A 20,232-nucleotide genomic window follows, 5' to 3' on the forward strand; every position below is an offset into this window, starting at 1 on the left:
TTTAGCATTTAGTAGTGAAAAAAGTTAGTTTTGCAAAACTTTATGACACCAAAAAAGTACACCAAAAAAACTGCCAAACAAGTCCATAAAACAAGACGGAAGAACTATTTTTTCCGCAGAAAGGTAATATTGGCTATTTTAATTGTAGCTCTTATTGGAACCGGCTTTTATTTAAAGCAATCTGTCAGCTATTATTACGCCCTGTACTTTAACAAATTTACTCACAGAAAACTCCACAACAACGAAAAGGAAACGGCAAGGATTCAAAGAATTTTGACGAGCAATCTTGATAAGACCTATGGCTTTGATGTTTCTCATTATCAGAACAGGGAAGACATCAAATGGGACAGCCTCAGCATTGGAAATAAAACCATTCCGCTGGAGTTTGTCGTTATGCGTGCTACCATGGGAAACCGAAGTGCTGATAAGCATTTTGAGGAGTTCTGGGAAATGGCTAAAAAACATGATCTTATCCGTGGTGCCTACCATTTTTACAGAGCAGATGAAGATCCTGTTATTCAGGCCAATAATTTTTTAGCGAATGTAAAACTTGAAAGTGGAGATCTTCCTCCGATTCTTGATATTGAAAAAATTCCAAAGCGTAAAACGAACAAAAAACTGATTGAAGATCTGAAAGTATGGTGCAAAATTGTGGAAGAGGCTTATGGCGAAAAACCCATTATTTATACCTATTATCATTATTATAAAGATTTCCTGAAAGGTGAGTTTGAAGATTATCCTTTATGGCTGGCCAATTACAATGACGTTCCTTCTCCCTCCCCCGATGACCATTGGGATTTCTGGCAGTTTACGGAAAACGGAATTGTTCATGGCATCAATACCAAAGTGGATCTTGATATTTATAACGGTAATTCCTGGTCATTGAAAAGACTGACCCTGGATTAATCATAAAAACAGAAGCGGGAAAATATTTTCCCGCTTCTATCTTTTAATTGCTTTTCCCTAAAAAATTCAGAATATCTGTATTAAGCTGATCCGCATTTTCAAAAGGAATCATATGGGTAGCATTGCTATAAATTTTGAGTTCCGCATTAGGAATTTCTTTGGCAATAAGCTCCGTGTGATCAGGCTTGATAACATCTTTATCTCCGGCGATCACCAATACTTTGCTTCTAATTTTATTTAAATCTGTTCTGGTGATACGAGGCTGTGTCAGCATGATCTTCAGAAGCCTTTGTTCATTCAACTTTTTAGGATCCTTAAGTTCTTTCATGACCATCATTTTATTTTCAAAATGATCGGTAAGCCTGTCGTCTACTCCATCAGGAAAAGCATTTGCTCCAATGGTTATCAGTTTATCAAGTCTTTCCGGATATTTCAGGGCGAATTCCAGACCTGTATTTCCACCGTCACTCCAGCCTGCAATATTTACTTTATCGAGATTTAGCTTATTTGCAAGTACTTTTACATCCTCTGCAAACATTTTATAGGTAAAATCCTTTTTTGAAGAATCTATACTTTTCCCTTGTCCTCGGGTATCTATGGCAATCACTTTATATTGTTTTGACAAAACGGGGATCTGCTGATAGAAGTCTTTTATACTTCCTGAATTGCCATGAAGCAGAATCAATGGTTCACCTTCACCATACGTTTCATAATAGAGGTCTGTATCCTGAAGTTTGAGATATTTACCGACAGTTTCATTTTGTCCATACACGGCATGCTCAGATTCCTGAACATATTTTGAGACATCAGGCATCATTGCTTCAACGCTGTCGTCTGCAAACCCTCCTTCGTTTTCGGGATTATTGTCTCCATTTTTATCCATTTTCACATCAATATTAATTGCTGGCGCAGCAAGGGTCATTTTCTGCCAGTCACCATAAAATTCTCTTATAAATCCAGTTCTGAATAAAGCGGCACTTATTTTAATTCTGCCATCAAAATCTTTTAAAAACTGTATTCCGATAAAGAATTTTCCCTGAACCCAAATATTACGGTCATTCACATCTAATGTATAAGTGCCGTCTTTGATCATATTTTCAGTAAGTTCTACAGTAATCTCTTCTTCAAGAATATTTTTATCCGGAAATCCGTTTTTTTCACTGTAAATACTATATCTCATTAAAACCGGCTGGGTAGAAACATAGCTGGCTATATTCAGATTGATATTTTTAAGCTTGGATCTTTTCTTAGCATTGAATTCTAAGGCTGTTTCTCCAAGAAAACTTTTTTTGTCAAATTCCGGATTAACAGAATAAATAACACTTTTTGTTTTTGTATTTACTCCCCAGTTTTTATCTACAAGTTTCTTAGGTTTAATTGCAATTTCTTTAATATTTCTAGTTTTTTCTTTTAGAAATATTTTCTGCAGATCATGCTTTTTAAAATCCTGCACAGCCTCCGCGTATACTTCATAACCCGGCACCTCAATGATTATTTTCTTTTGTGGAGCTAAAGTGGATAGATCAATTGAAAAATTTCCTTTTTCATCAGAAACTACCCCAATATTTTCTTTATCAACGCCAATTTTCACATAAGGAATTGGTTGATTTTCATTTTTAGAAATAATGGTCCCAGAAACAACCTGAGCATAGAAGGCAGAAGCTGCCAAAAGAAAGAAGAAAGTATTATATTTTTTCATGTTAAAAGTTTGGTGCAAACTTATTTCTTTTCAACAGCCTGTTCTCATAACAGCTTATTAAATTTAATCTATCTTTAGTTAAAATTCATTTAAAGCTTTCCGCTATTTTTATAATTATTCTAAAAAACCATTAAATTCTACCTTTAAAGAATATTCATAACTTCTTCCCATGTATGAACTCTTTGATAGGTATCATTTTCTATCAGTTCATTATGAGGCTGTGTGAAAATCAATCTGTCTCCTGTAAAATGATCCAGATTTTTAGGATAATCATCAATCATAACGTCTCCTGAAACTACTTTTTTGCTTCCGCAAAGAACAATCTGCTCCCAGGTGATGAATGGAAAATGTTCTGCCAGCCAATCGTATTTTTCTCTTAAGCTGTTGGGAAATTCCATGCCGGCAGATACAATATACAGATCGTATTTATTATTCAGATATTCCATTGCCTCACGGCTTCCCTTCATTACAGGTAAGGTTCTGAAAAACCCTACTTCATTAACGTGCTTTTTTCCGTTCGGAAATGATTCTATTTCAGGTTTACCTGTCAAATTACTGATTTCAATTTCTCTCCCCGTATCTCTTTTTTCAAATTGTACCAGCTGATGATATACATCTGCCATTACCCCATCCATGTCGACAATTACTTTTTTCATTACTTCAATCAGATTTTTGTATTAATATTTTTACTGTGTTAATTAAATTATAGGCTATCAAATTTACTGAATAGTTTTTTCAGACAATGGACACAGTCTATTAAAAAATTATAAATATTCATTTTATAAAAGAGGTTCAGGAAAATTTTAGGCTACATTTTCGTACTTTTGCGGTTCAATTCAAAATCAATATCAAACCATTACATTCCAATGAATTACGTTTCTGTAGAAAATCTTACTAAATCTTATGGCATCAAAGTTTTGTTCCAAAATATCTCTTTCCATGTCAATGAAGGTGACAAAATAGCCATCGTTGCCAAAAACGGAAGCGGAAAATCCACTCTTCTTAAAATATTAATGGGGAAAGAAATTGCAGACAGTGGCAATGTGATGATCAATAAGGATATTCAGGTAGTTTTATTTGACCAGGAAATTGATTTTGATTCTGATCTCACTATTGACGAATTTATGATGACACTTGATTCTGCGCCCATTCAGGCCTTAAAAAATTATCATAAGTCATTACTTTCTACAGATTATGATTTCATTGAAAAAGCTCTGGCTGAGATGGAAATTCATAAAGCCTGGGATCTGGAGAATGATATGAAACAAATTCTCTCTCAGTTGAAAATCACAGATCTGGAAGCTAAAATGGGAACACTTTCCGGAGGGCAGATCAAACGTGTGGCTTTAGCAAAATTGTTAACTGAAACAAGAGCCGAGCACCGTCATACTCTTTTGATCATGGATGAGCCAACCAACCACCTTGATGTAGAAATGGTAGAATGGCTTGAAAGCTATCTAAGCAAAGCCAAAATAACATTAATTCTGGTCACTCACGACAGGTATTTCCTTGACAGCGTTTGTGATATTATCTGGGAAATGGAAGATAAAAATCTGTATTTCCACAATGGCTCCTATGCGACTTATCTTGAGAACAAAATGATTCGTGAGGACAATATGAATTCCACTATCGACAAGGCTAATAATCTTTACAGAAAAGAACTGGAATGGATGCGAAGACAGCCTAAGGCCAGAACTACAAAATCAAAGTCCAGACAGGATGACTTTTACGAAACTGAAAAAATAGCTAAAACCGATACCCGAAAAGAGTCTCTGGAACTCGATTTTGAAATGAAAAGACTCGGAAATAAAATTTTGGAACTTCGGGATATTTCTAAAAGTTATGACGAAAAATTATTAATAAAAGATTTCAGTTATCAGTTTCAAAGAGGTGAGAAAGTAGGAATTGTAGGGAAAAATGGTGCCGGAAAATCTACATTACTGAATATCATCCAAGGTCTTGAGCCAAAGGATTCCGGAGAAATTGAAACCGGAGAAACGATCAAATTCGGATATTTTTCACAAAAAGGACTGAAATATAAAGAAGATGAAAGAGTAATTGACTTTATCAAAGAAATTTCCGAAAACTTCCCTTTAGCTAACGGAAAAACGATCTCTGCATCGCAATTTTTGAGGCTGTTCTTATTTGATGACCAAACGCAGTACTCCCCTATTTCCAAACTTTCGGGAGGTGAAAAAAGAAGGCTCCACCTGATGTATATTTTGTATCAGAATCCAAATTTTCTGATATTTGATGAACCTACCAATGATTTGGATCTTCCCACTTTAACTGTTCTGGAAAATTTCCTGCTAAACTTTCAAGGTAGTTTAATTATTGTTTCCCACGACAGATATTTCATGGACAGAATCGTAGGTCATGTTCTTGCATTTGAAGGAGATGGAAAAATCAGAAATTTTGTCGGAACTTTCTCAGAATACAGAGAAGCTAAAAGCCGTGAGGATGCATTAGAAAAAAACACAGCATCAAAGCCAGAACCTGTAAAAGAAATCGTGGCAGTACAAGAGGTTTCTGAACCTGTTTCTAAAAAAAGAAAAATGTCTTTTAAGGAACAACGTGAACTGGAAACCATAGAAAAAGAAATGCCAGAACTTGAACAAAAGCGTGCTAAAATAATGGATCAGCTTAATAATGAAACGGAATATGAAAAAGTTGCAAAACTATCTGCCGAGCTGGAAGCTATTTCTGAAAAGCTAGAAGAGTATGAGATGAAGTGGCTGGAATTTCAGGAAATCCTTTAATAGTGATGAATTAAAAATTATGAATTATGAGTTGGTGTAAAGTTGACAACCGCTATTACTCTCCAACTCATAATTCATAACTCATCATTTATAATTTAATTACTCTTTCTTCTTTTGCACTTTCCAGAGAAGCATCAATAATTTTCATATTCTGAATAACTTCTCTTCCCGGAGACGGCAAAGTGTATCCAAACACAATGTGCTCATAGATCTGCTGGTAATAATCCATATAATTACCTGCATCACTGGAAGTGAAAATTCTTTCCGTTTCTGAGTGATCGTTCAGGAAATTTAAAATTCCATCTGCTTCTTTCAATGGCTGGGTCCATTCTTTACCGTATACAGGAATAGCACCTGCTACCAATTCATTTTCCTGATTATCTGTTCTTTCCTGTAAAAAAGTTCCTCTGTCACCATGAATAGTATAGGCGTAGTGACCTTCTTTACTGAAAACCGAAGTTTTTAGTCTTACTCTCAGGTCATTTTTATAAAATAACAGGATCTCAAAATAATCATTCGCAAATTCTTTTCCTTTCATAGAAAATACATCTGCAAAAAGTTTTTCAGGATATCCAAAATACTGTACAGCCTGGTCTACAAGATGTGCTCCCAGATCATGAAGTGTTCCTGAACCTAGCTGATCCGGACTTTCTTTATGCTGTTTTCCACTGGGAGTTGTCCGGAATCTGTCAAAACGGATTTCTGCTTCTTTAATATTTCCTATTTTCTGGTCATTTAAAATCTTCTGAACCTGTAAAAAGTCCCGGTCGAATCTTCTATTTTGATAGACACTTAAGAACAATCCTTTTTCTTCAGCCAATTGCACAAGTTCTTCAGCTTCTGAAACATCTACGGTAAAAGGTTTTTCTACAATAATGTTTTTTCCGGCCTCCAATGCTTTTTTGGCATATTCATAATGAGTCTGAACCGGAGTGTTGATGATAACCAACTCTACGTCTGCATGCTGAAGCATTTCTTCTACGGAACGGTAAATGGTTGCTTCAGGATATTTCTCTTTAGATTCTTCCTTGCTTCTTTCTACGATAGCAGAAATAAAAAATCCAGGATGCTCCTTTAAAAAGGGCGCATGGAACACTTTTCCGCTCATTCCAAAGGCACAAAGCCCTGCTTTTACCAATTGCATATTATAATTTTTAACAAATATATTCATAAAAAATTCTCTATCGCCTCGTATAAAGAAGCTATAGAAATAATCCATGCCATTATGAACAGAATATGATTTAAATCATAAAATTATTTTTATCTATTCTAAACAAATACTTACATTTGCGCCTTATTTAAAACTGTTCTACATAAAAATAAAATGAAAAGACAACTACTTTCTTTAGGTCTTCTATTTATCGCTGTTTCAGCAAGTTCACAGATGAAAAATGCTGAAGCAGACACCATCAGAACTCAGACCATTGAAGATATTAATCTTCACAAAACAGGAAATCCTAACCAGGCAAGACCATTATCGACAAAATCAAGCCTGACGGTAATGGAAAATCCACAGCCTATTGCTATTGTTACTCACGAAATCATTGAGCAGCAACAGGCAAAACAGCTAAGTGATGTTCTTCAGAATGTAAACGGTCTGTATATTACTTCATCCAGAGGTAACTCTCAGGATAGCTTTGGTGGACGTGGTTTCATTTTAGGAAATGATAATATTTTTAAGAATGGCTCAAGAATAAACAGTGGTGTTTTCCCTGAAGTAAGTGGTCTGGAAAGAGTAGAAGTTTTAAAGGGAGCAAATGCTATGCTTTTTGGTAATACAGCAGCTGGTGGTGTTATCAATATGATTACAAAAAAACCTAAATTCAATTTTGGTGGAAGCGTAGGACTAAACGGCGGAAGCTGGAATTCCTATAAGCCAACAGTTGATATTTATGGACCTTTATCCAAAAATGTTGCATTCAGAATAAATGGTGCCTATGAACATGCTGAAAGTTTCAGAGATGTTGTAGAATCAGAGAAATACTATTTCAATCCTTCATTTTTATTTAATTTAAGTGATAAATCTCAATTAATTGTTGAGGCAGATTATCTTAAAAATAATTTCACTCCGGATTTCGGAATTGGATCTATTACTGAAAAAGACCAAAGCTACAGATTGAATGATGCTGTTTCCAGAAACACATTCTTCGGAACTGACTGGCAATATCAAAATGTACAGCAAGCTTCTACGAACGTAACCTTTAATCATCAATTTAACGAAAGATGGTCTTTGAACGCTACTGCTTCTTACCAAAACTACACTAAAGATTATTTTTCTTCTGAAAGAGTACAATGGATATATGACACTAAAGATATCACTGTAGATCCTAATAGATTATCTTGGAAAAGACCTTTTGGTAGAACTTACAACGAACAAAATTATACTTCTGCACAGGTAAACATTAATGGTGAATTCAATACAGGAAGAATCAACCACAAAGTTTTAATTGGTTCAGATGCTGATTACAGTCAGGCAGATGCTTATGCATATAATATTACAGCTCCAAAAAATCTTCTGTATTTAGATGATCCTTCAACATGGGGAAGTATTGATATGCCAAATTCTACTCTTAATACAAGAAACAGAATCAATACAAGAAGAATTGGGATCTATGCGCAGGATTTTATCAGCTTAACAAAACAACTAAAAGTAATTGCAGGGTTAAGATGGTCTTATATAGAAAATATGCCTACGCTGACAACCCGATTTACATCTAATGATAAAATTGAAGTAGCCAATTCTTCAACATCTGACAATGCATTCTCTCCAAAAGTAGGTTTGGTCTATGCTCCAAATGAAAATCTTTCGGTGTTTGCAACGTATACTAATTCGTTTGCTTCAAATGCTGGATATACTTCAGATCAATTTGGTACAGTAAATACCAATCAATCTGCTTCAGATGTTCAAAATCAGTTAACTACTTTATCAAAACAAAGCATAAAGCCTTCAACAGTAGATCAATACGAAATTGGTATTAAAAAGAATTTCTGGAACAATGCTTTAGCGGTTAACTTAACAGCTTACCAGATTATGTACAATAATTATTACCAGACATATTGGTTCGCTTCTGCTCCAAACGGGGCACCAGTAAATGCAACAGATACCAATCTTAAAGAATTTGCAGGAAATATGAGAAGCCGTGGTGTAGAATTAGACATTACAGGAAATCCTACAGAAAACCTGTCTATAATTGGAGGTTTCTCTTATAACAATTCCGTTTACCTGGACACTCCTGAAAAAGGATATGTTGAAAACCAAAGACTGGTAAGAACACCTGCTACAACAGCGAATGCCTCCGTTTTCTATAAATTTACAAACTATGTAAATGGTTTAAAAATTGGAGCTGGAATTTATTACATCGGAGACAGAATCGCTGGATGGAATGATTCAAAATCTACAAACACAAGCAGAAACAATGTGAGCAGAATGTTTGATCTAAAAGATTATACAACTGTTTCTGTATCTGTAGGCTACGAGTGGAAAAAATTCTCAATCCAGGGGAAAGTGGGGAACTTATTTGATGTCGTAAACTATAACGTTCACGAAAATTACTCAGTGAATCCTATCACTCCAAGAAACTACTATTTCACACTGACATACAAACTTTAGAATTCTTTTTATAATAATTCTTTCATTAAAAGTGGAAATTGCATTTTTGCAGTTTCCACTTTTGAAATTTAAAAACAAAACAATAAGATATGGATAAGATTAAAGACACAAGAAGTTTCATGAGAATTACACACCGTTATCTGGGATATTTTCTTGCCGGAATTATGGCTGTTTATTCATTAAGTGGAATCCTTCTCGTGTACAGAGACACTGACTTTCTGAAAAGCGAAAAGAAGTATGAAAAAAACATCGCTGCCAATCTTTCAGAGAAAGAACTGAAGAAAGAGCTGAAGATGAAAGGCCTTGAAGTGGAAAAAACAGAGGGAAGTGTTCTTTATTTTAAACAAGGAACTTACGACAGCGCAACCGGAAAAGCAAAGTACACTAAGAAAGAATTGCCTTTCGTACTAGACAAAATGGTTTCTCTTCACAAATCGCAGTCTAAGGATGCTATATCTCCTCTAAGTGTATTCTTCGGAGTTTCTCTTTTCTTTTTTGTGATTTCAAGTTTCTGGATGTTTAATCCTAAAACAAAGGCTTTCAAACGCGGAATTAAATTTACCATTGCAGGGCTTATCATATCTATTATTCTTTTATTTGTTTAATAATCAACACTGAACAAAAGAAAAAAAGCACTTAGGTATATTACTTTTTTTTATTATTTCCTTTTTAAAACCCACCTTTTATTTTCTTTATCATTATGAAATTCTCAGTGAATATGTTAAAAAACTAAATTATATCTCTCTGATAATGTTAACGTTTATTTAGAAAAATTACCTAAAATTAAGAGTATGGCACATTTATTGTTTTTTCTATAACTCGTGAATAATAAACATTTAATTATTAAAATAATAAATTATGAAAAAACTTATTTTAACAGGGATATTAGCCGTAGCAGGTTTAACAGCAACCGCAAACGCTCAGATTCAGAAAGGTAATTGGATGGTAGGAAGTAGCATCGTAGCCAGTAACTTTGGTTTAAATACAGGTGGTGGATATAACATTTCATTACAGCCAAAAGCGGCTTACTTTATTCAAGACAATGTAGCTGTTGGGGGATATGTAGATTTAGGATTTAATAAAGTAACAAATGGATCGCCTACCAATTTTGTTTATAAAGTTGGAGCTTTAGGTAGATATTATGTTTCTCCAGGAGAAAAAGGAGTAGATAACCTATTACACCACGGAAGATGGTTCTTTGAAGGTAATGTAGGTGTTGGAGGTACTTCTACTGAAGGATCTAATTCTACAACAGGTTTAGATTTTGGAGCAGGTCCAGGTTATTCATACTTCATTACACCAAACATTGGTGTTGAAGGGCTAGTAAAATATAATGGTGTTGCAGGATTTGGTAGTGAGGGATTAACTTCTACTTTAACTTTCAATGTAGGATTCAGTATTTATTTACCAACTTCTAAAGGTAAACAAATCATCAACGACGTTAAGTAATCACTGAAATACTTATAAAAAAATGAAATCGCCCCGGAATAAAATTCCGGGGCGATTTTCGTACAAATTAAAACTAAACTATAAAAAATCAAATAAAATCATGTATTGGGTTGCGGCGTATAGCGTAAATAAGGCTTTATTTCCGTCACTCCTTTTGGGAATATCTTCCGCGCTTCTTCTGTAGAAATCGTTGGTGGAATAATGACATCTTCTCCATGCTTCCAGTTAACAGGAGTCGCCACGCGATAATTATCTACCAGCTGCAAGGAATCCAGCACTCTAAGGATTTCGTCAAAATTTCTTCCTGTAGAGGCCGGATAGGTAATAATCAGTCTTACTTTTTTGGAAGGATCAATAATCAAAAGAGAACGTACAGTAGCCGTCACCGAAGCATTAGGATGAATAAAATCATACAGCTCCGAAACCTTTCTGTCTTTATCAGCAATAATAGGAAACCTTACATTGGTATTCTGAGTCTCATTAATATCTTTTACCCAGTTTTGATGATCCTCTACTCCATCTACACTTAAAGCAATCACTTTTGTTCCTCTGGCATCAAATTCAGACTGCAATTTTGCAGTGTATCCCAGCTCCGTAGTGCATACCGGCGTATAATCTGCAGGATGCGAGAACAGAATTCCCCAGGAATCTCCAAGATAATTATAGAAATTGATATCACCTACAGATGACTCTGCCTGAAAGTTGGGTGCTGTATCTCCTAGTTTTATTGACATAATACGCTGCTTTTCTAGTCTACAAATTTAGTAGGCTTTTTGGAACTGGCAAATTTTTTGATGAAAATTTATATCTTTAATTAAAATTTTATTCATGGAGAAGACCGGACTCAGGTATGTAGATCTTGTTTATAAAGTATTGGAAAGTTGGTATGTGACATTTGCCGAGCTTACCCCAAAATTAATTGTCGGAATTTTAGTATTTACATTTTTCCTGATCACCAGTAAATATTTAAGCCAGGCAGCTGTAAAACTGTTCCACAAATTTTTTCCAAAAAGCAGAAAAGAAAGTTCATTAGTTACTTTAATCAGTATATTCAGATTTCTGATCATGCTGATGGGAACTTTTATTGCGCTGGAAATAATGGGTTTCAGCGGTTTTCTCTGGAAGTTTATAGGAAGTCTGGGAGTAGCCGGGGTAATTGCCGGAGTTGCACTGAAGGACCTTGTATCCAGTATTTTTTCAGGAATGCTGATTGGTATTGATAAAGCATACAAAGTGGGCGATTATATTACCATTGGAGCTCATTCAGGAACGGTACAGGAAATCGGTTTTTTAACGACCAAAATTCTTACTGATGACGGAAAGAAGGCTTATATTCCTAATCAGGTAGTTTTCAACGCTCCGTTTTATAATATCACGGCTTCTCCACAACGCAGGATTATTTTAAATTTTGAAATTCCGGCTGATGAAGATATCAGTAAAGCACAGAAAGGAATTCTGGATGTGATTAAAAACCTCGAAAATGTGGATAAGTTAGACACCATAGAGGTGATCTTTACAGATCTGAAACAAGGTGCATTTAATCTTCAGGTGAAGTTCTGGATAAAAGTAGGTGCTAACCTGGCACAGATAAAAAGTAAGGCTTATTTAGGTATTAAAGAACGTTTTGATGTGGATAAGGTTCAGCTGGTAACGCCTACAAGTATTAGTATTACCAGTGGGGATACTATTTTACCTGAAAGTCATCAGGATAAGTAAGGAATATTCAAATAGGAATAGAGGCCATTTCAACTTTTGAAGTGGTCTTCTTTTTTGTAATTTAAGCAAAGTTGGATATCGCAAAGGCGCAATTTTACTTCATTCTCTTTTAAAAAGACGTCAGGATTTTATCTTTGATAAAATTTAATGCTGTTAACAATTCATTCTATCCTAAAAATTTTACAACGAGCATGTATCAACAAAAAAACCGTTCCAAAAATGGAACGGTTTTCTTTATTTATTTGAAAATTTTAGAATTAAGCTAAAACTTCTTTTACTTTGTTTGCAGCTTCTTCTAAAGTAATTGCAGAGTGTACCGGAAGACCAGACTCGTCAATTAATTTCTTAGCTTCTACAGCGTTAGTTCCTTGTAATCTTACGATCAATGGAACCGGAAGGCTACCCATTGCTTTGTAAGCATCTACAACCCCTTGAGCAACTCTGTCACATCTTACGATACCTCCGAAGATGTTGATCAAAATAGCTTTTACGTTTGGATCTCTTAAGATGATTCCGAAAGCAGTCTGTACTCTCTGAGCATCAGCAGTACCTCCTACGTCAAGGAAGTTAGCAGGGTTACCACCTGATAATTTGATGATATCCATAGTTGCCATTGCAAGACCAGCTCCGTTTACCATACAAGCAACGTTACCATCTAGTTTTACGAAGTTAAGACCAGCTTCACCAGCTTCAACATCGATAGGATCTTCTTCTCTTGTATCTCTAAGAGCTTCAAGATCTTTGTGACGGAACAATGAGTTACCATCTAAAGTTACTTTAGCATCTACAGCGATAATTTTGTTATCAGAAGTTTTTAAAACAGGGTTGATTTCGAAAAGAGAAGCATCAATTCCTATATAAGCGTTATATAAAGAAGTGATGAATTTTGTAAATTCTTTGAAAGCATTTCCTTCAAGACCTAGGTTGAAAGCAATTTTTCTAGCCTGGAAACCTTGAAGACCCAAAGTAGGATCAATCAATTCATTGTGAATCAAATGAGGAGTTACTTCTGCAACGTGCTCAATATCCATACCACCTTCAGTAGAATATACGATTGTATTTTTACCTTCAGCTCTATCTAAAAGAATAGAAACATAAAATTCTTTAGTTTCAGTTTCTCCTGGATAATAAACATCTTCTGCAACCAAAACAGAGTGTACTTTTTTACCTTCAGCAGAAGTTTGAGGAGTTACCAACTGCATTCCGATGATATTCTGAGCGTTTTCTTTAAGTTTATCCATGTTTGGAGAAAACTTAACACCTCCACCTTTACCACGACCACCTGCGTGAATCTGCGCTTTTACAACCCAAGCCTGAGCTCCAGTTTCGGCAGTCAATTTTTCAGCAGCTGCTACAGCTTCTTCTACGTTGTTTGCAACGAAACCACGTTGGATAGCTACTCCATACTTTGATAAAATCTCTTTTGATTGATACTCGTGAAGATTCATATTATTTTTATTATTTTATTTTACTATTTAAAGGTTGACAAATTTACTAAAAAGACACGGAAGTTCAAGTTTATTGGCTTAAAATTTAGAGTCTGATTGACTTGATTTTTAACATACCATTCAAATTCCCTCTATTCTTCCACTAATTTCTCAGATTGTGATCCAATGAATGGAATTCTTGGAGCCAGAAAATATCCTGTAAGACTCGCAAATAATATCGGCACGAAATACGTAAACCCGGTAAGTGTTCCCAAGATAATAGTAGTACTCATTGGTGTTCTTGTCACACATGCATTGATCGCCGCCATACAGCTTACAATGGCCAATGTAGTATCTACACCGGGAAATAAATTATGGATAATTAATCCCAGTGTTGTTCCTACAAAAAACAAGGGAATGATAAACCCTCCTCTCCATCCTGAAGTTACCGTAATGGCAATGGCCAGAATTTTAAAAACCAGAATCAGGATTAAGAAATTCAGTCCGAAATTACCCCCAATCAGCTGATTGATCTCATTATGTCCAAAATATCTTGTAATAGGAAAATTATAGGCAATGATTCCTAAAATAATTCCTCCTACGAATGTTTTAATATATATCGGAAACTGTTTGTATTCAAAAACTTTCTTGAAAAACTTAACTACAAAAATGAAGATCCATCCAAAAAATGTTCCTACAATTCCGAACAGCGCAGCATATAGAAAATCATATACTCCTGTATAATGATAGGCTTTTAGGTCCCAGGTTGCCCCAATTCCTAAATGGATAATCAAAGCAAACATCAGATAGCTGAAACAGCTTGCTACCAATGCAGGAATAATGGCTTTATAATATTCTACAGCATGTTTATGATGCAGAATTTCAAGGGAAAAAAGACTTCCTCCAAGCGGCGCACCAAATAATGCAGTAAAACCAGAAGCCATTCCGGCAATACTCAAAGAACGCAGTTCTTCACCCTTCAGTCTGAAAATTTTCCCAAGCCAGGTTCCCGTAGAACCGGTTACCTGTACCAAAGGTGCCTCCGGTCCCAAACTTCCTCCTGAAGCTACACAAAACAGGGATGAAAGAATCATCGAAGGATTGTTCTTTGGTTCCAGTTTTCCTTTATTGAACCTGATATTATTAACGATCAAATGAATTTCTCCCGGATCACCGATGAAATGAATCACCAGCCCAGCCAATAATCCACAGATTGCCATCGTAGGAATCACCTGCCAGCCTTGAAATTCGGCCAGAAATTCTGTGAAATGTTCCAGTACAATCCAATATCCTCCGGCAATAATACCACCTACAAGACCGGTAACTGCCCACATAAAAAAGGTCCTACTAAACACAAACGGATTAAATCTGATGGGTTGATCCAAAAGATTAAATGTTTTGATAATTCGCCTTCTTCTATTGATTTTCATTTTAATTTATTTTTAAATAGTAAAAGAATATCATCATTTGTCTTTACTGATTATTACAGCTTTGTAATACGTATTTTATTTAAATCTTAATATAATGGGCTGTCTAAAGGTTTGTACAATCGGTTTTTTGTTATAAATCAAAGGTTTTTCCAAACCTCCAACTGCATACAGGAACAGTGCACTGATTATACCAAATTCTTTATCAGATGACTCACTATATTTTACTTTTTTAAATTTCCCATCCACATCAATTGTAAAATTCAATTTACACTGATAGACTTCTTCGTTAAGATCTTCTATTAAATAAACAGGGAAATCAACCGTCAACTGTTTCTTCAACTCGACAAGCTGTTGGTAATTTTCAACCTCAGCAATATCCACAGAATTATTTTTCGCTTCCTTCGAAGGCGTGGCCCCTGTTTGAGGTATATTATTTTCTATTTGTATCCCGGTTGTTGCTTTGAATGAAATACCAGGATCTGTCTTTCCGATGATCACATCTTTGTCATAGATGCTTTGATAAAGGTTTTTAAGATTCTTTAATTTTTCACTGTAGAAGCCTCTATACTTCTGACCATATAAAGCAGCATCTTTTTTATAATCATATCTCTTTACACTATCAGAAAAAAGATTTTGTATATTTTTCACTTCTGTTAAAATACCTCTATCCATTAATTTTTTCTTCTCCTGCGCGTTGATTTTCTCAACACTGAGAGAAGAAATAATGACAGCAATAAAAAATAATAAAAAACGATGGGTCATGGTATGATTTTTCAGAAAACAATCTATACAAAATAATGCAGATCTGCTTTTTTGCATGAATTGCAATGATTAAATTCTATTTTTAGCAAAATAAAAAATAAGCATTCCCCAGCTTAAGATCATCATCAAACCTCCAAGCGGAGTGATAGGTCCTAAGAATTTAAGATTCATGCCTAAATAATCCTGCATACTCAGAAAATAGATACTTACAGAGAACAACAATGTTCCTGCAATCATTAAAATGGAAGTCCATTTTTCTGCAGAAGTTTCAAATTTTAAGATATATCCAATGATCAGCAGGAAAAATGCTGCATACATCTGGTATCTTACTCCTGTTTCAAAACTTTCCAGTCTTTCCACAGCTAATATTTTCTTTAAAGCATGTGCTCCGAATGCACCCAGGATCACAGACACCATTCCGTAAACCGCTCCAAAAACTAAAGTAATTGTTTTCATTTTATAACTCTTCTAATTCTAGGGTTAAATATTTTTTTGTTTTATCATCCTGCCATGTCCCGGAGATTTTACTCCCATTCATATCTGCTTCTACAAAAGCTCTGGGAATCCATTTACCGGCAGCTTCATCATAATGATCATTTTCTGTAATAGAAATATGGTTTCCCTTCATTTTTCCATCCCATGCTATCAGTTTTTTATTTTTATCATACCAATAAAATGCATTAAAGGAGCTGAGCCCGCTGTTATTTCTATCTTTATAAAGACGCGTAATAAAAACGGTTACAGGATATTTCCCATCTATTTTTCCTTTGTACAATTTATTCTGGAAACTGGTTTTCTCTGTTTTTTCAGACCCGGAAATCAAATTTTTCGTATAAGAACTCCAATATTTCTCCAGCTCTTTATAGGAAAGTTCTATTTCATGGCTTCCAAGATCATCCAATGCTCTCATGGCATGATTGGAACATCTGCCTGCAACAAAAGTCAGCTTATCTTTTCCGAAGAAAAATCGGATATCTTCTAAAGTATGTTCTGTAAAACAGTCCTCATACATTGCAATTTGGTCTTTCGTTTCCTCAGAAGGATTTTTCTCAGCTTTCAGTTGGGTAAGAAAATCAGTGATTCTTTTCTTTACTTTTTTCTGAATGATACCTTCCACTGCTTTTATTGAGCCTGATTGGAATAAATCTTCAGCATTGATATAATTTCCTGTTCTCAGGTCAAAATTCTTCCAGATTGAAAAACCTTCAGGATAAGCACCTGAAGCTTCACCATCCATTGCAATACTCAGAATATTTTTAGGCGTTTCAATCTTATCCCAACTATAAAAATACAGATAATTGGAATAGGAGTTGGTTGCTGTAGAAGCCAGTTTAAAAGGGTTTCCGCCAGATTCTGGAACATATTCCAGCTGATCTACCTGCAGAAATGTATTGATTTTATTTTCTACCCGGGGATTTTCAGAATAAGAAACAACCGGGAAAACAGTATCTTCAGTTTTCGGCTGCAGATTACTTATTTTCACTTTTTGTTGTTGTGAAAAACTTAAACCAGAAATCAGTAAGAAAAATACAATACTCTTTTTCACTATTCTGATTTTAAGTACATTAAAATAAACTTGGCCACCAATGTAGAAATTCCCAGTATGATAAACATATTGGCAAATCTCTTGGAGCTTCTGAAACCTTCATGGTTTGTTTTCTTTAAAAAGAATCCAAAAAGAAGGAATACAATGGGCAAAATGATCTGTAACATTAGTTTTCTCTCATTCTGTTAAATTCATTGATCACCTCGTGGTGGCTCACTGTCTTATCTTTGAAGTAGGTTACAAAGTGTTGTTTTTCTTCTTCGGTAGCTCCCAATTGGTTCAGAATATTCAATAAATGCATTTTCATATGTCCTTTCTGAATTCCTGTAGTTACCAGAGAACGCAATGCACCAAAATTTTGGGCAAGACCTGAAACTGCCAGAATACTCATCAATTCCTGCGCAGAAGGCTTTCCAAGAAGTGCTAATGAGAATTTTACCAATGGGTGAAGATTCGTAAGTCCTCCTACAACTCCTACAGAGATAGGAAGATCAATCCAGAATCTGAATACTCCATTATCTGTTGTACAATGAGTCAGAGATCTGTATTGTCCATCTCTTGCAGCATAAGCATGTGCGCAGGCTTCCGTAGCTCTGAAGTCATTTCCGGTAGCAATCACAACTGCATCTACCCCATTCATCACTCCTTTATTATGAGTAGTAGCACGGTAAGGCTCAATTTCAGCAATGGTAACGGCCTGTTTAAATTTATAAGCAAATTCTTCAGGAGAAATTCCACTGTCGTCTTTTAAATCTTCCATTTTACAGGAAACCTCAGCTCTTACGATACAATCAGGTGTAAAGTTGGAAAGAATATTCATGACGATCTGCAATGAATTCTTTTCTTCCTGAGTAAAATCTTCGCTGGTAGCCACTTCCTGTCTCAAGGTTTTCCCGAACTGCTCAAGACATGAATTGATAAAGTTGGCTCCCATGGAATCTACTGTATCAAAGCTTGCTTTCAGCTGGAAATAATTCGGCATTTCTGCGGTCTTATCAATCAGACTGATATTTAAAATACCACCACCACGTTTTCTCATGTTGGATGTAATATCTTCTGTCGCTTCAAGGAGTTTTTTCTTTAAATTAAAATTAAAGAAATGTAATAATTTATGAGATTCTACATTAAAAATAAAGTGGGTATGCCCCAGTTTCTCAGTATTGATAATGGTTGTTTTGAAACCTCCTTTATCAATCCAGAATTTGGCAGCTTTAGAAGCAGCGGCAACTACTGAACTTTCTTCAACAGCCATTGGAAGTGCTACAAGTTTCCCATCAATCAAAAAGTTCGGAGCAATTCCGTAAGGCATATAAAAATTGGAGATGGTATTTTCAGAAAACTCTTCATGAAGCTTCTGAAGATCTGCATCATCATTCCAATATTGTTTTAATATATTTTGATATTCCTGATTTCCTTCAAGATATTCGTTTACGAGCCATTCGATTTTCCCCTGCTTTGGAAGCTTAGAAAAACCTTCGATTGGTTTATGATTCATAATATAAACTTTAATGAGCCGTAAATATAATGATTTTGAGACTCTTTTTTGTGGATAACTTCTATGAAAAAAGATTGACATTTATCAATTTTTGAACTAAATTTGAACAAAATTTAAATACATTTTAGATACAAAACATATCAAAAATTTGAAAATATGAATTTTGACCGTCTTAAAGAAAAACTGGAAATCCTTGCCGATGCAGCGAAATATGATGTTTCGTGTTCGTCCAGCGGCGGTTCAAGAAAGAATAAAAAAGGAGCTTTAGGAGACAGTTCTGCAAGTGGTATTTGTCATACTTATACAGAAGATGGGAGATGTGTTTCTCTGCTTAAAATTCTATTGACAAATCACTGTATTTATGACTGTGCCTATTGTGTTTCCAGAAGTTCAAATGATATTAAAAGAGCAGGCTTTACGGTAGAAGAAGTGGTAGATCTTACCATCAATTTTTACCGCAGAAATTATATTGAAGGATTATTTCTGAGTTCCGGAATTTTCAAAAATGCAGACACAACAATGGAACGTCTGGTGAGAGTGGCCAAAAAGCTGCGCCTCGAAGAAAATTTTAATGGTTATATTCATCTGAAATCTATCCCGGGAGCAAGTGACGATCTGATGCAGGAAGCAGCTCTGTATGCAGACCGTTTATCCGTAAACATTGAAATTCCCACAGAAAGCGGATTAAAATTATTGGCTCCTGAAAAGAACAGACAGGATATGATCAGCCCAATGCGCTATATTCAAAAAGGAATTATCCAGTATCAGGATGAAAAGAAAATTCTGAAGAAAGTTCCAAAATTTGCTCCGGCAGGACAGTCTACACAGATGATTGTGGGTGCAACTAATGAAAATGATCTGCAGATCATTAAAGTAGCCGATCATTTTTATAAAAATTTTAATCTGAAAAGAGTCTATTATTCAGGATATGTTCCTGTTCTGGAAGATCAGAGATTACCTTCTTTAACAACTGAGGTTCCTATGCTTCGTGAAAACCGGTTGTATCAGTCGGACTGGCTGATGAGATTTTATGGTTTCAGGGCAGAAGAGATTCTGGATCCGAATGTTCCTTTTCTTGATCTGGAAATGGATCCGAAATTAAGCTGGGCATTGCGAAATCTGGATCAGTTTCCGGTGAATCTTCAGACTGCTGAGTATCGAACAATTTTAAGAATTCCTGGAATCGGAGTAAAAACAGCTCAAAAAATTATCAGTGCAAGACGTTTCCAGATTTTAACGATGGATCATTTAAAAAAACTGGGAGCAGCCGTAAACCGGGCAAAATATTTCATCGATTTCAATGCGGGGAATGCCTACCTGAAATATTTAACGGATAAAAATTTCAGAAAGCTGTTGATAGGTGGAAGTTCTTCAAAGTTTCACAATCAGTTTTCTCAACAACTAACTTTGTTTTAACACAAATTACACGAATA

At 35.2% G+C, this 20,232-nt stretch carries 18 protein-coding genes; 7 read left to right on the forward strand and 11 right to left on the reverse strand.

Annotated features, from left to right (window positions below; translation table 11 throughout):
• Window positions 1–42: 42 nt before the first annotated feature.
• Window positions 43–906, forward strand: coding sequence for a GH25 family lysozyme (locus tag AC57AW_RS22170; RefSeq protein WP_496353609.1), 864 nt, complete (start codon window positions 43–45; stop codon window positions 904–906).
• Window positions 907–949: 43 nt separating this feature from the next.
• On the opposite strand, the gene AC57AW_RS22175 is transcribed toward AC57AW_RS22170, so the two are convergent.
• Window positions 950–2,605: an alpha/beta fold hydrolase gene (locus AC57AW_RS22175; protein WP_496353610.1), complete on the reverse strand. Its 1,656-nt coding sequence runs from the start codon at window positions 2,603–2,605 to the stop codon at window positions 950–952.
• 143 nt (window positions 2,606–2,748) lie between these two features.
• Window positions 2,749–3,261 (reverse strand): 5' nucleotidase, NT5C type, encoded by a 513-nt coding sequence (locus AC57AW_RS22180; RefSeq protein WP_496353611.1) that lies wholly within the window; start codon window positions 3,259–3,261, stop codon window positions 2,749–2,751.
• Between the two features lie 210 nt (window positions 3,262–3,471).
• On the opposite strand from AC57AW_RS22180, the gene AC57AW_RS22185 reads away from it, so the two are divergent.
• Window positions 3,472–5,364 carry an ABC-F family ATP-binding cassette domain-containing protein gene (locus AC57AW_RS22185; RefSeq protein WP_496353612.1) on the forward strand — a complete coding sequence of 631 codons (1,893 nt, stop codon included), beginning with the start codon at window positions 3,472–3,474 and terminating at the stop codon, window positions 5,362–5,364.
• Window positions 5,365–5,452: 88 nt separating this feature from the next.
• Here the strand turns inward: AC57AW_RS22185 and AC57AW_RS22190 are convergent, their stop codons facing one another.
• The gene (locus AC57AW_RS22190; protein WP_496353613.1) at window positions 5,453–6,508 is read right to left on the reverse strand and encodes a Gfo/Idh/MocA family oxidoreductase; all 1,056 of its coding nucleotides are present in this window, start codon (window positions 6,506–6,508) and stop codon (window positions 5,453–5,455) included.
• A gap of 180 nt (window positions 6,509–6,688) precedes the next feature.
• Here AC57AW_RS22190 and AC57AW_RS22195 point away from each other — a divergent pair, with 180 nt between their 5' ends.
• The 3 genes from AC57AW_RS22195 (at window position 6,689) to AC57AW_RS22205 (ending at window position 10,423) form a co-directional block, all read left to right on the forward strand.
• The gene (locus AC57AW_RS22195) at window positions 6,689–8,974 is read left to right on the forward strand and encodes a TonB-dependent siderophore receptor (RefSeq protein WP_496353614.1); all 2,286 of its coding nucleotides are present in this window, start codon (window positions 6,689–6,691) and stop codon (window positions 8,972–8,974) included.
• Window positions 8,975–9,063: 89 nt separating this feature from the next.
• Window positions 9,064–9,579 (forward strand): hypothetical protein, encoded by a 516-nt coding sequence (locus AC57AW_RS22200; protein ID WP_223599855.1) that lies wholly within the window; start codon window positions 9,064–9,066, stop codon window positions 9,577–9,579.
• Between the two features lie 337 nt (window positions 9,580–9,916).
• On the forward strand, window positions 9,917–10,423 hold the full coding sequence (locus AC57AW_RS22205) for a hypothetical protein (RefSeq protein ID WP_496353615.1): 507 nt from the start codon (window positions 9,917–9,919) through the stop codon (window positions 10,421–10,423).
• Window positions 10,424–10,521: 98 nt separating this feature from the next.
• Here AC57AW_RS22205 and AC57AW_RS22210 read toward each other — a convergent pair whose 3' ends face one another.
• Complete coding sequence (locus AC57AW_RS22210; RefSeq protein ID WP_318846549.1) at window positions 10,522–11,157, reverse strand: peroxiredoxin; 636 nt, start codon at window positions 11,155–11,157, stop codon at window positions 10,522–10,524.
• A 94-nt stretch (window positions 11,158–11,251) separates the two neighbouring features.
• On the opposite strand from AC57AW_RS22210, the gene AC57AW_RS22215 reads away from it, so the two are divergent.
• Window positions 11,252–12,139, forward strand: a complete 888-nt coding sequence (locus AC57AW_RS22215; protein ID WP_318846548.1) for a mechanosensitive ion channel family protein — start codon at window positions 11,252–11,254, stop codon at window positions 12,137–12,139.
• A gap of 257 nt (window positions 12,140–12,396) precedes the next feature.
• On the opposite strand, the gene sucC is transcribed toward AC57AW_RS22215, so the two are convergent.
• The 7 genes from sucC to AC57AW_RS22250 all read right to left on the reverse strand — a co-directional run bounded on the left by sucC (window position 12,397) and on the right by AC57AW_RS22250 (window position 18,799).
• Window positions 12,397–13,587 carry an ADP-forming succinate--CoA ligase subunit beta gene (sucC, locus tag AC57AW_RS22220; protein WP_318846547.1) on the reverse strand — a complete coding sequence of 397 codons (1,191 nt, stop codon included), beginning with the start codon at window positions 13,585–13,587 and terminating at the stop codon, window positions 12,397–12,399.
• Between the two features lie 131 nt (window positions 13,588–13,718).
• A complete protein-coding gene (locus AC57AW_RS22225) occupies window positions 13,719–14,996 on the reverse strand; it encodes a chloride channel protein (RefSeq protein ID WP_496353616.1) in 1,278 nt (425 codons plus the stop codon).
• Between the two features lie 75 nt (window positions 14,997–15,071).
• The gene (locus tag AC57AW_RS22230; RefSeq protein WP_496353617.1) at window positions 15,072–15,758 is read right to left on the reverse strand and encodes a hypothetical protein; all 687 of its coding nucleotides are present in this window, start codon (window positions 15,756–15,758) and stop codon (window positions 15,072–15,074) included.
• A 69-nt stretch (window positions 15,759–15,827) separates the two neighbouring features.
• A complete protein-coding gene (locus AC57AW_RS22235) occupies window positions 15,828–16,214 on the reverse strand; it encodes a DUF423 domain-containing protein (protein ID WP_047096689.1) in 387 nt (128 codons plus the stop codon).
• Window position 16,215: 1 nt separating this feature from the next.
• Window positions 16,216–17,304 (reverse strand): hypothetical protein, encoded by a 1,089-nt coding sequence (locus AC57AW_RS22240; RefSeq protein ID WP_496353618.1) that lies wholly within the window; start codon window positions 17,302–17,304, stop codon window positions 16,216–16,218.
• Window positions 17,304–17,471 (reverse strand): hypothetical protein, encoded by a 168-nt coding sequence (locus AC57AW_RS22245; RefSeq protein WP_496353619.1) that lies wholly within the window; start codon window positions 17,469–17,471, stop codon window positions 17,304–17,306. Before AC57AW_RS22245 ends, AC57AW_RS22240 begins: the two co-directional genes overlap by 1 nt.
• On the reverse strand, window positions 17,471–18,799 hold the full coding sequence (locus AC57AW_RS22250; RefSeq protein ID WP_496353620.1) for a hydroxymethylglutaryl-CoA reductase, degradative: 1,329 nt from the start codon (window positions 18,797–18,799) through the stop codon (window positions 17,471–17,473). Before AC57AW_RS22250 ends, AC57AW_RS22245 begins: the two co-directional genes overlap by 1 nt.
• Before the next feature lie 156 nt (window positions 18,800–18,955).
• On the opposite strand from AC57AW_RS22250, the gene AC57AW_RS22255 reads away from it, so the two are divergent.
• Window positions 18,956–20,215 carry a putative DNA modification/repair radical SAM protein gene (locus AC57AW_RS22255; protein ID WP_318846542.1) on the forward strand — a complete coding sequence of 420 codons (1,260 nt, stop codon included), beginning with the start codon at window positions 18,956–18,958 and terminating at the stop codon, window positions 20,213–20,215.
• Window positions 20,216–20,232: the final 17 nt, after the last annotated feature.

The organism is Chryseobacterium sp. BGA-UO-ETr-SB22 (assembly GCF_059567885.1).

Bases quoted from the DNA above. Each gene is read 5' to 3' on its own strand.
- AC57AW_RS22225 (WP_496353616.1), bottom strand. From the start codon at position 14,996: ATGAAAATCAATAGAAGAAGGCGAATTATCAAAACATTTAATCTTTTG.
- AC57AW_RS22190 (WP_496353613.1), bottom strand. From the start codon at position 6,508: ATGCAATTGGTAAAAGCAGGGCTTTGTGCCTTTGGAATGAGCGGAAAA.
- AC57AW_RS22200 (WP_223599855.1), top strand. From the start codon at position 9,064: ATGGATAAGATTAAAGACACAAGAAGTTTCATGAGAATTACACACCGT.
- AC57AW_RS22245 (WP_496353619.1), bottom strand. From the start codon at position 17,471: ATGTTACAGATCATTTTGCCCATTGTATTCCTTCTTTTTGGATTCTTT.
- AC57AW_RS22175 (WP_496353610.1), bottom strand. From the start codon at position 2,605: ATGAAAAAATATAATACTTTCTTCTTTCTTTTGGCAGCTTCTGCCTTC.
- AC57AW_RS22215 (WP_318846548.1), top strand. From the start codon at position 11,252: ATGGAGAAGACCGGACTCAGGTATGTAGATCTTGTTTATAAAGTATTG.
- AC57AW_RS22210 (WP_318846549.1), bottom strand. From the start codon at position 11,157: ATGTCAATAAAACTAGGAGATACAGCACCCAACTTTCAGGCAGAGTCA.
- AC57AW_RS22180 (WP_496353611.1), bottom strand. From the start codon at position 3,261: ATGAAAAAAGTAATTGTCGACATGGATGGGGTAATGGCAGATGTATAT.
- AC57AW_RS22170 (WP_496353609.1), top strand. From the start codon at position 43: ATGACACCAAAAAAGTACACCAAAAAAACTGCCAAACAAGTCCATAAA.
- AC57AW_RS22255 (WP_318846542.1), top strand. From the start codon at position 18,956: ATGAATTTTGACCGTCTTAAAGAAAAACTGGAAATCCTTGCCGATGCA.
- AC57AW_RS22230 (WP_496353617.1), bottom strand. From the start codon at position 15,758: ATGACCCATCGTTTTTTATTATTTTTTATTGCTGTCATTATTTCTTCT.
- AC57AW_RS22205 (WP_496353615.1), top strand. From the start codon at position 9,917: ATGGTAGGAAGTAGCATCGTAGCCAGTAACTTTGGTTTAAATACAGGT.
- AC57AW_RS22185 (WP_496353612.1), top strand. From the start codon at position 3,472: ATGAATTACGTTTCTGTAGAAAATCTTACTAAATCTTATGGCATCAAA.
- sucC (WP_318846547.1), bottom strand. From the start codon at position 13,587: ATGAATCTTCACGAGTATCAATCAAAAGAGATTTTATCAAAGTATGGA.
- AC57AW_RS22195 (WP_496353614.1), top strand. From the start codon at position 6,689: ATGAAAAGACAACTACTTTCTTTAGGTCTTCTATTTATCGCTGTTTCA.
- AC57AW_RS22235 (WP_047096689.1), bottom strand. From the start codon at position 16,214: ATGAAAACAATTACTTTAGTTTTTGGAGCGGTTTACGGAATGGTGTCT.
- AC57AW_RS22250 (WP_496353620.1), bottom strand. From the start codon at position 18,799: ATGAATCATAAACCAATCGAAGGTTTTTCTAAGCTTCCAAAGCAGGGG.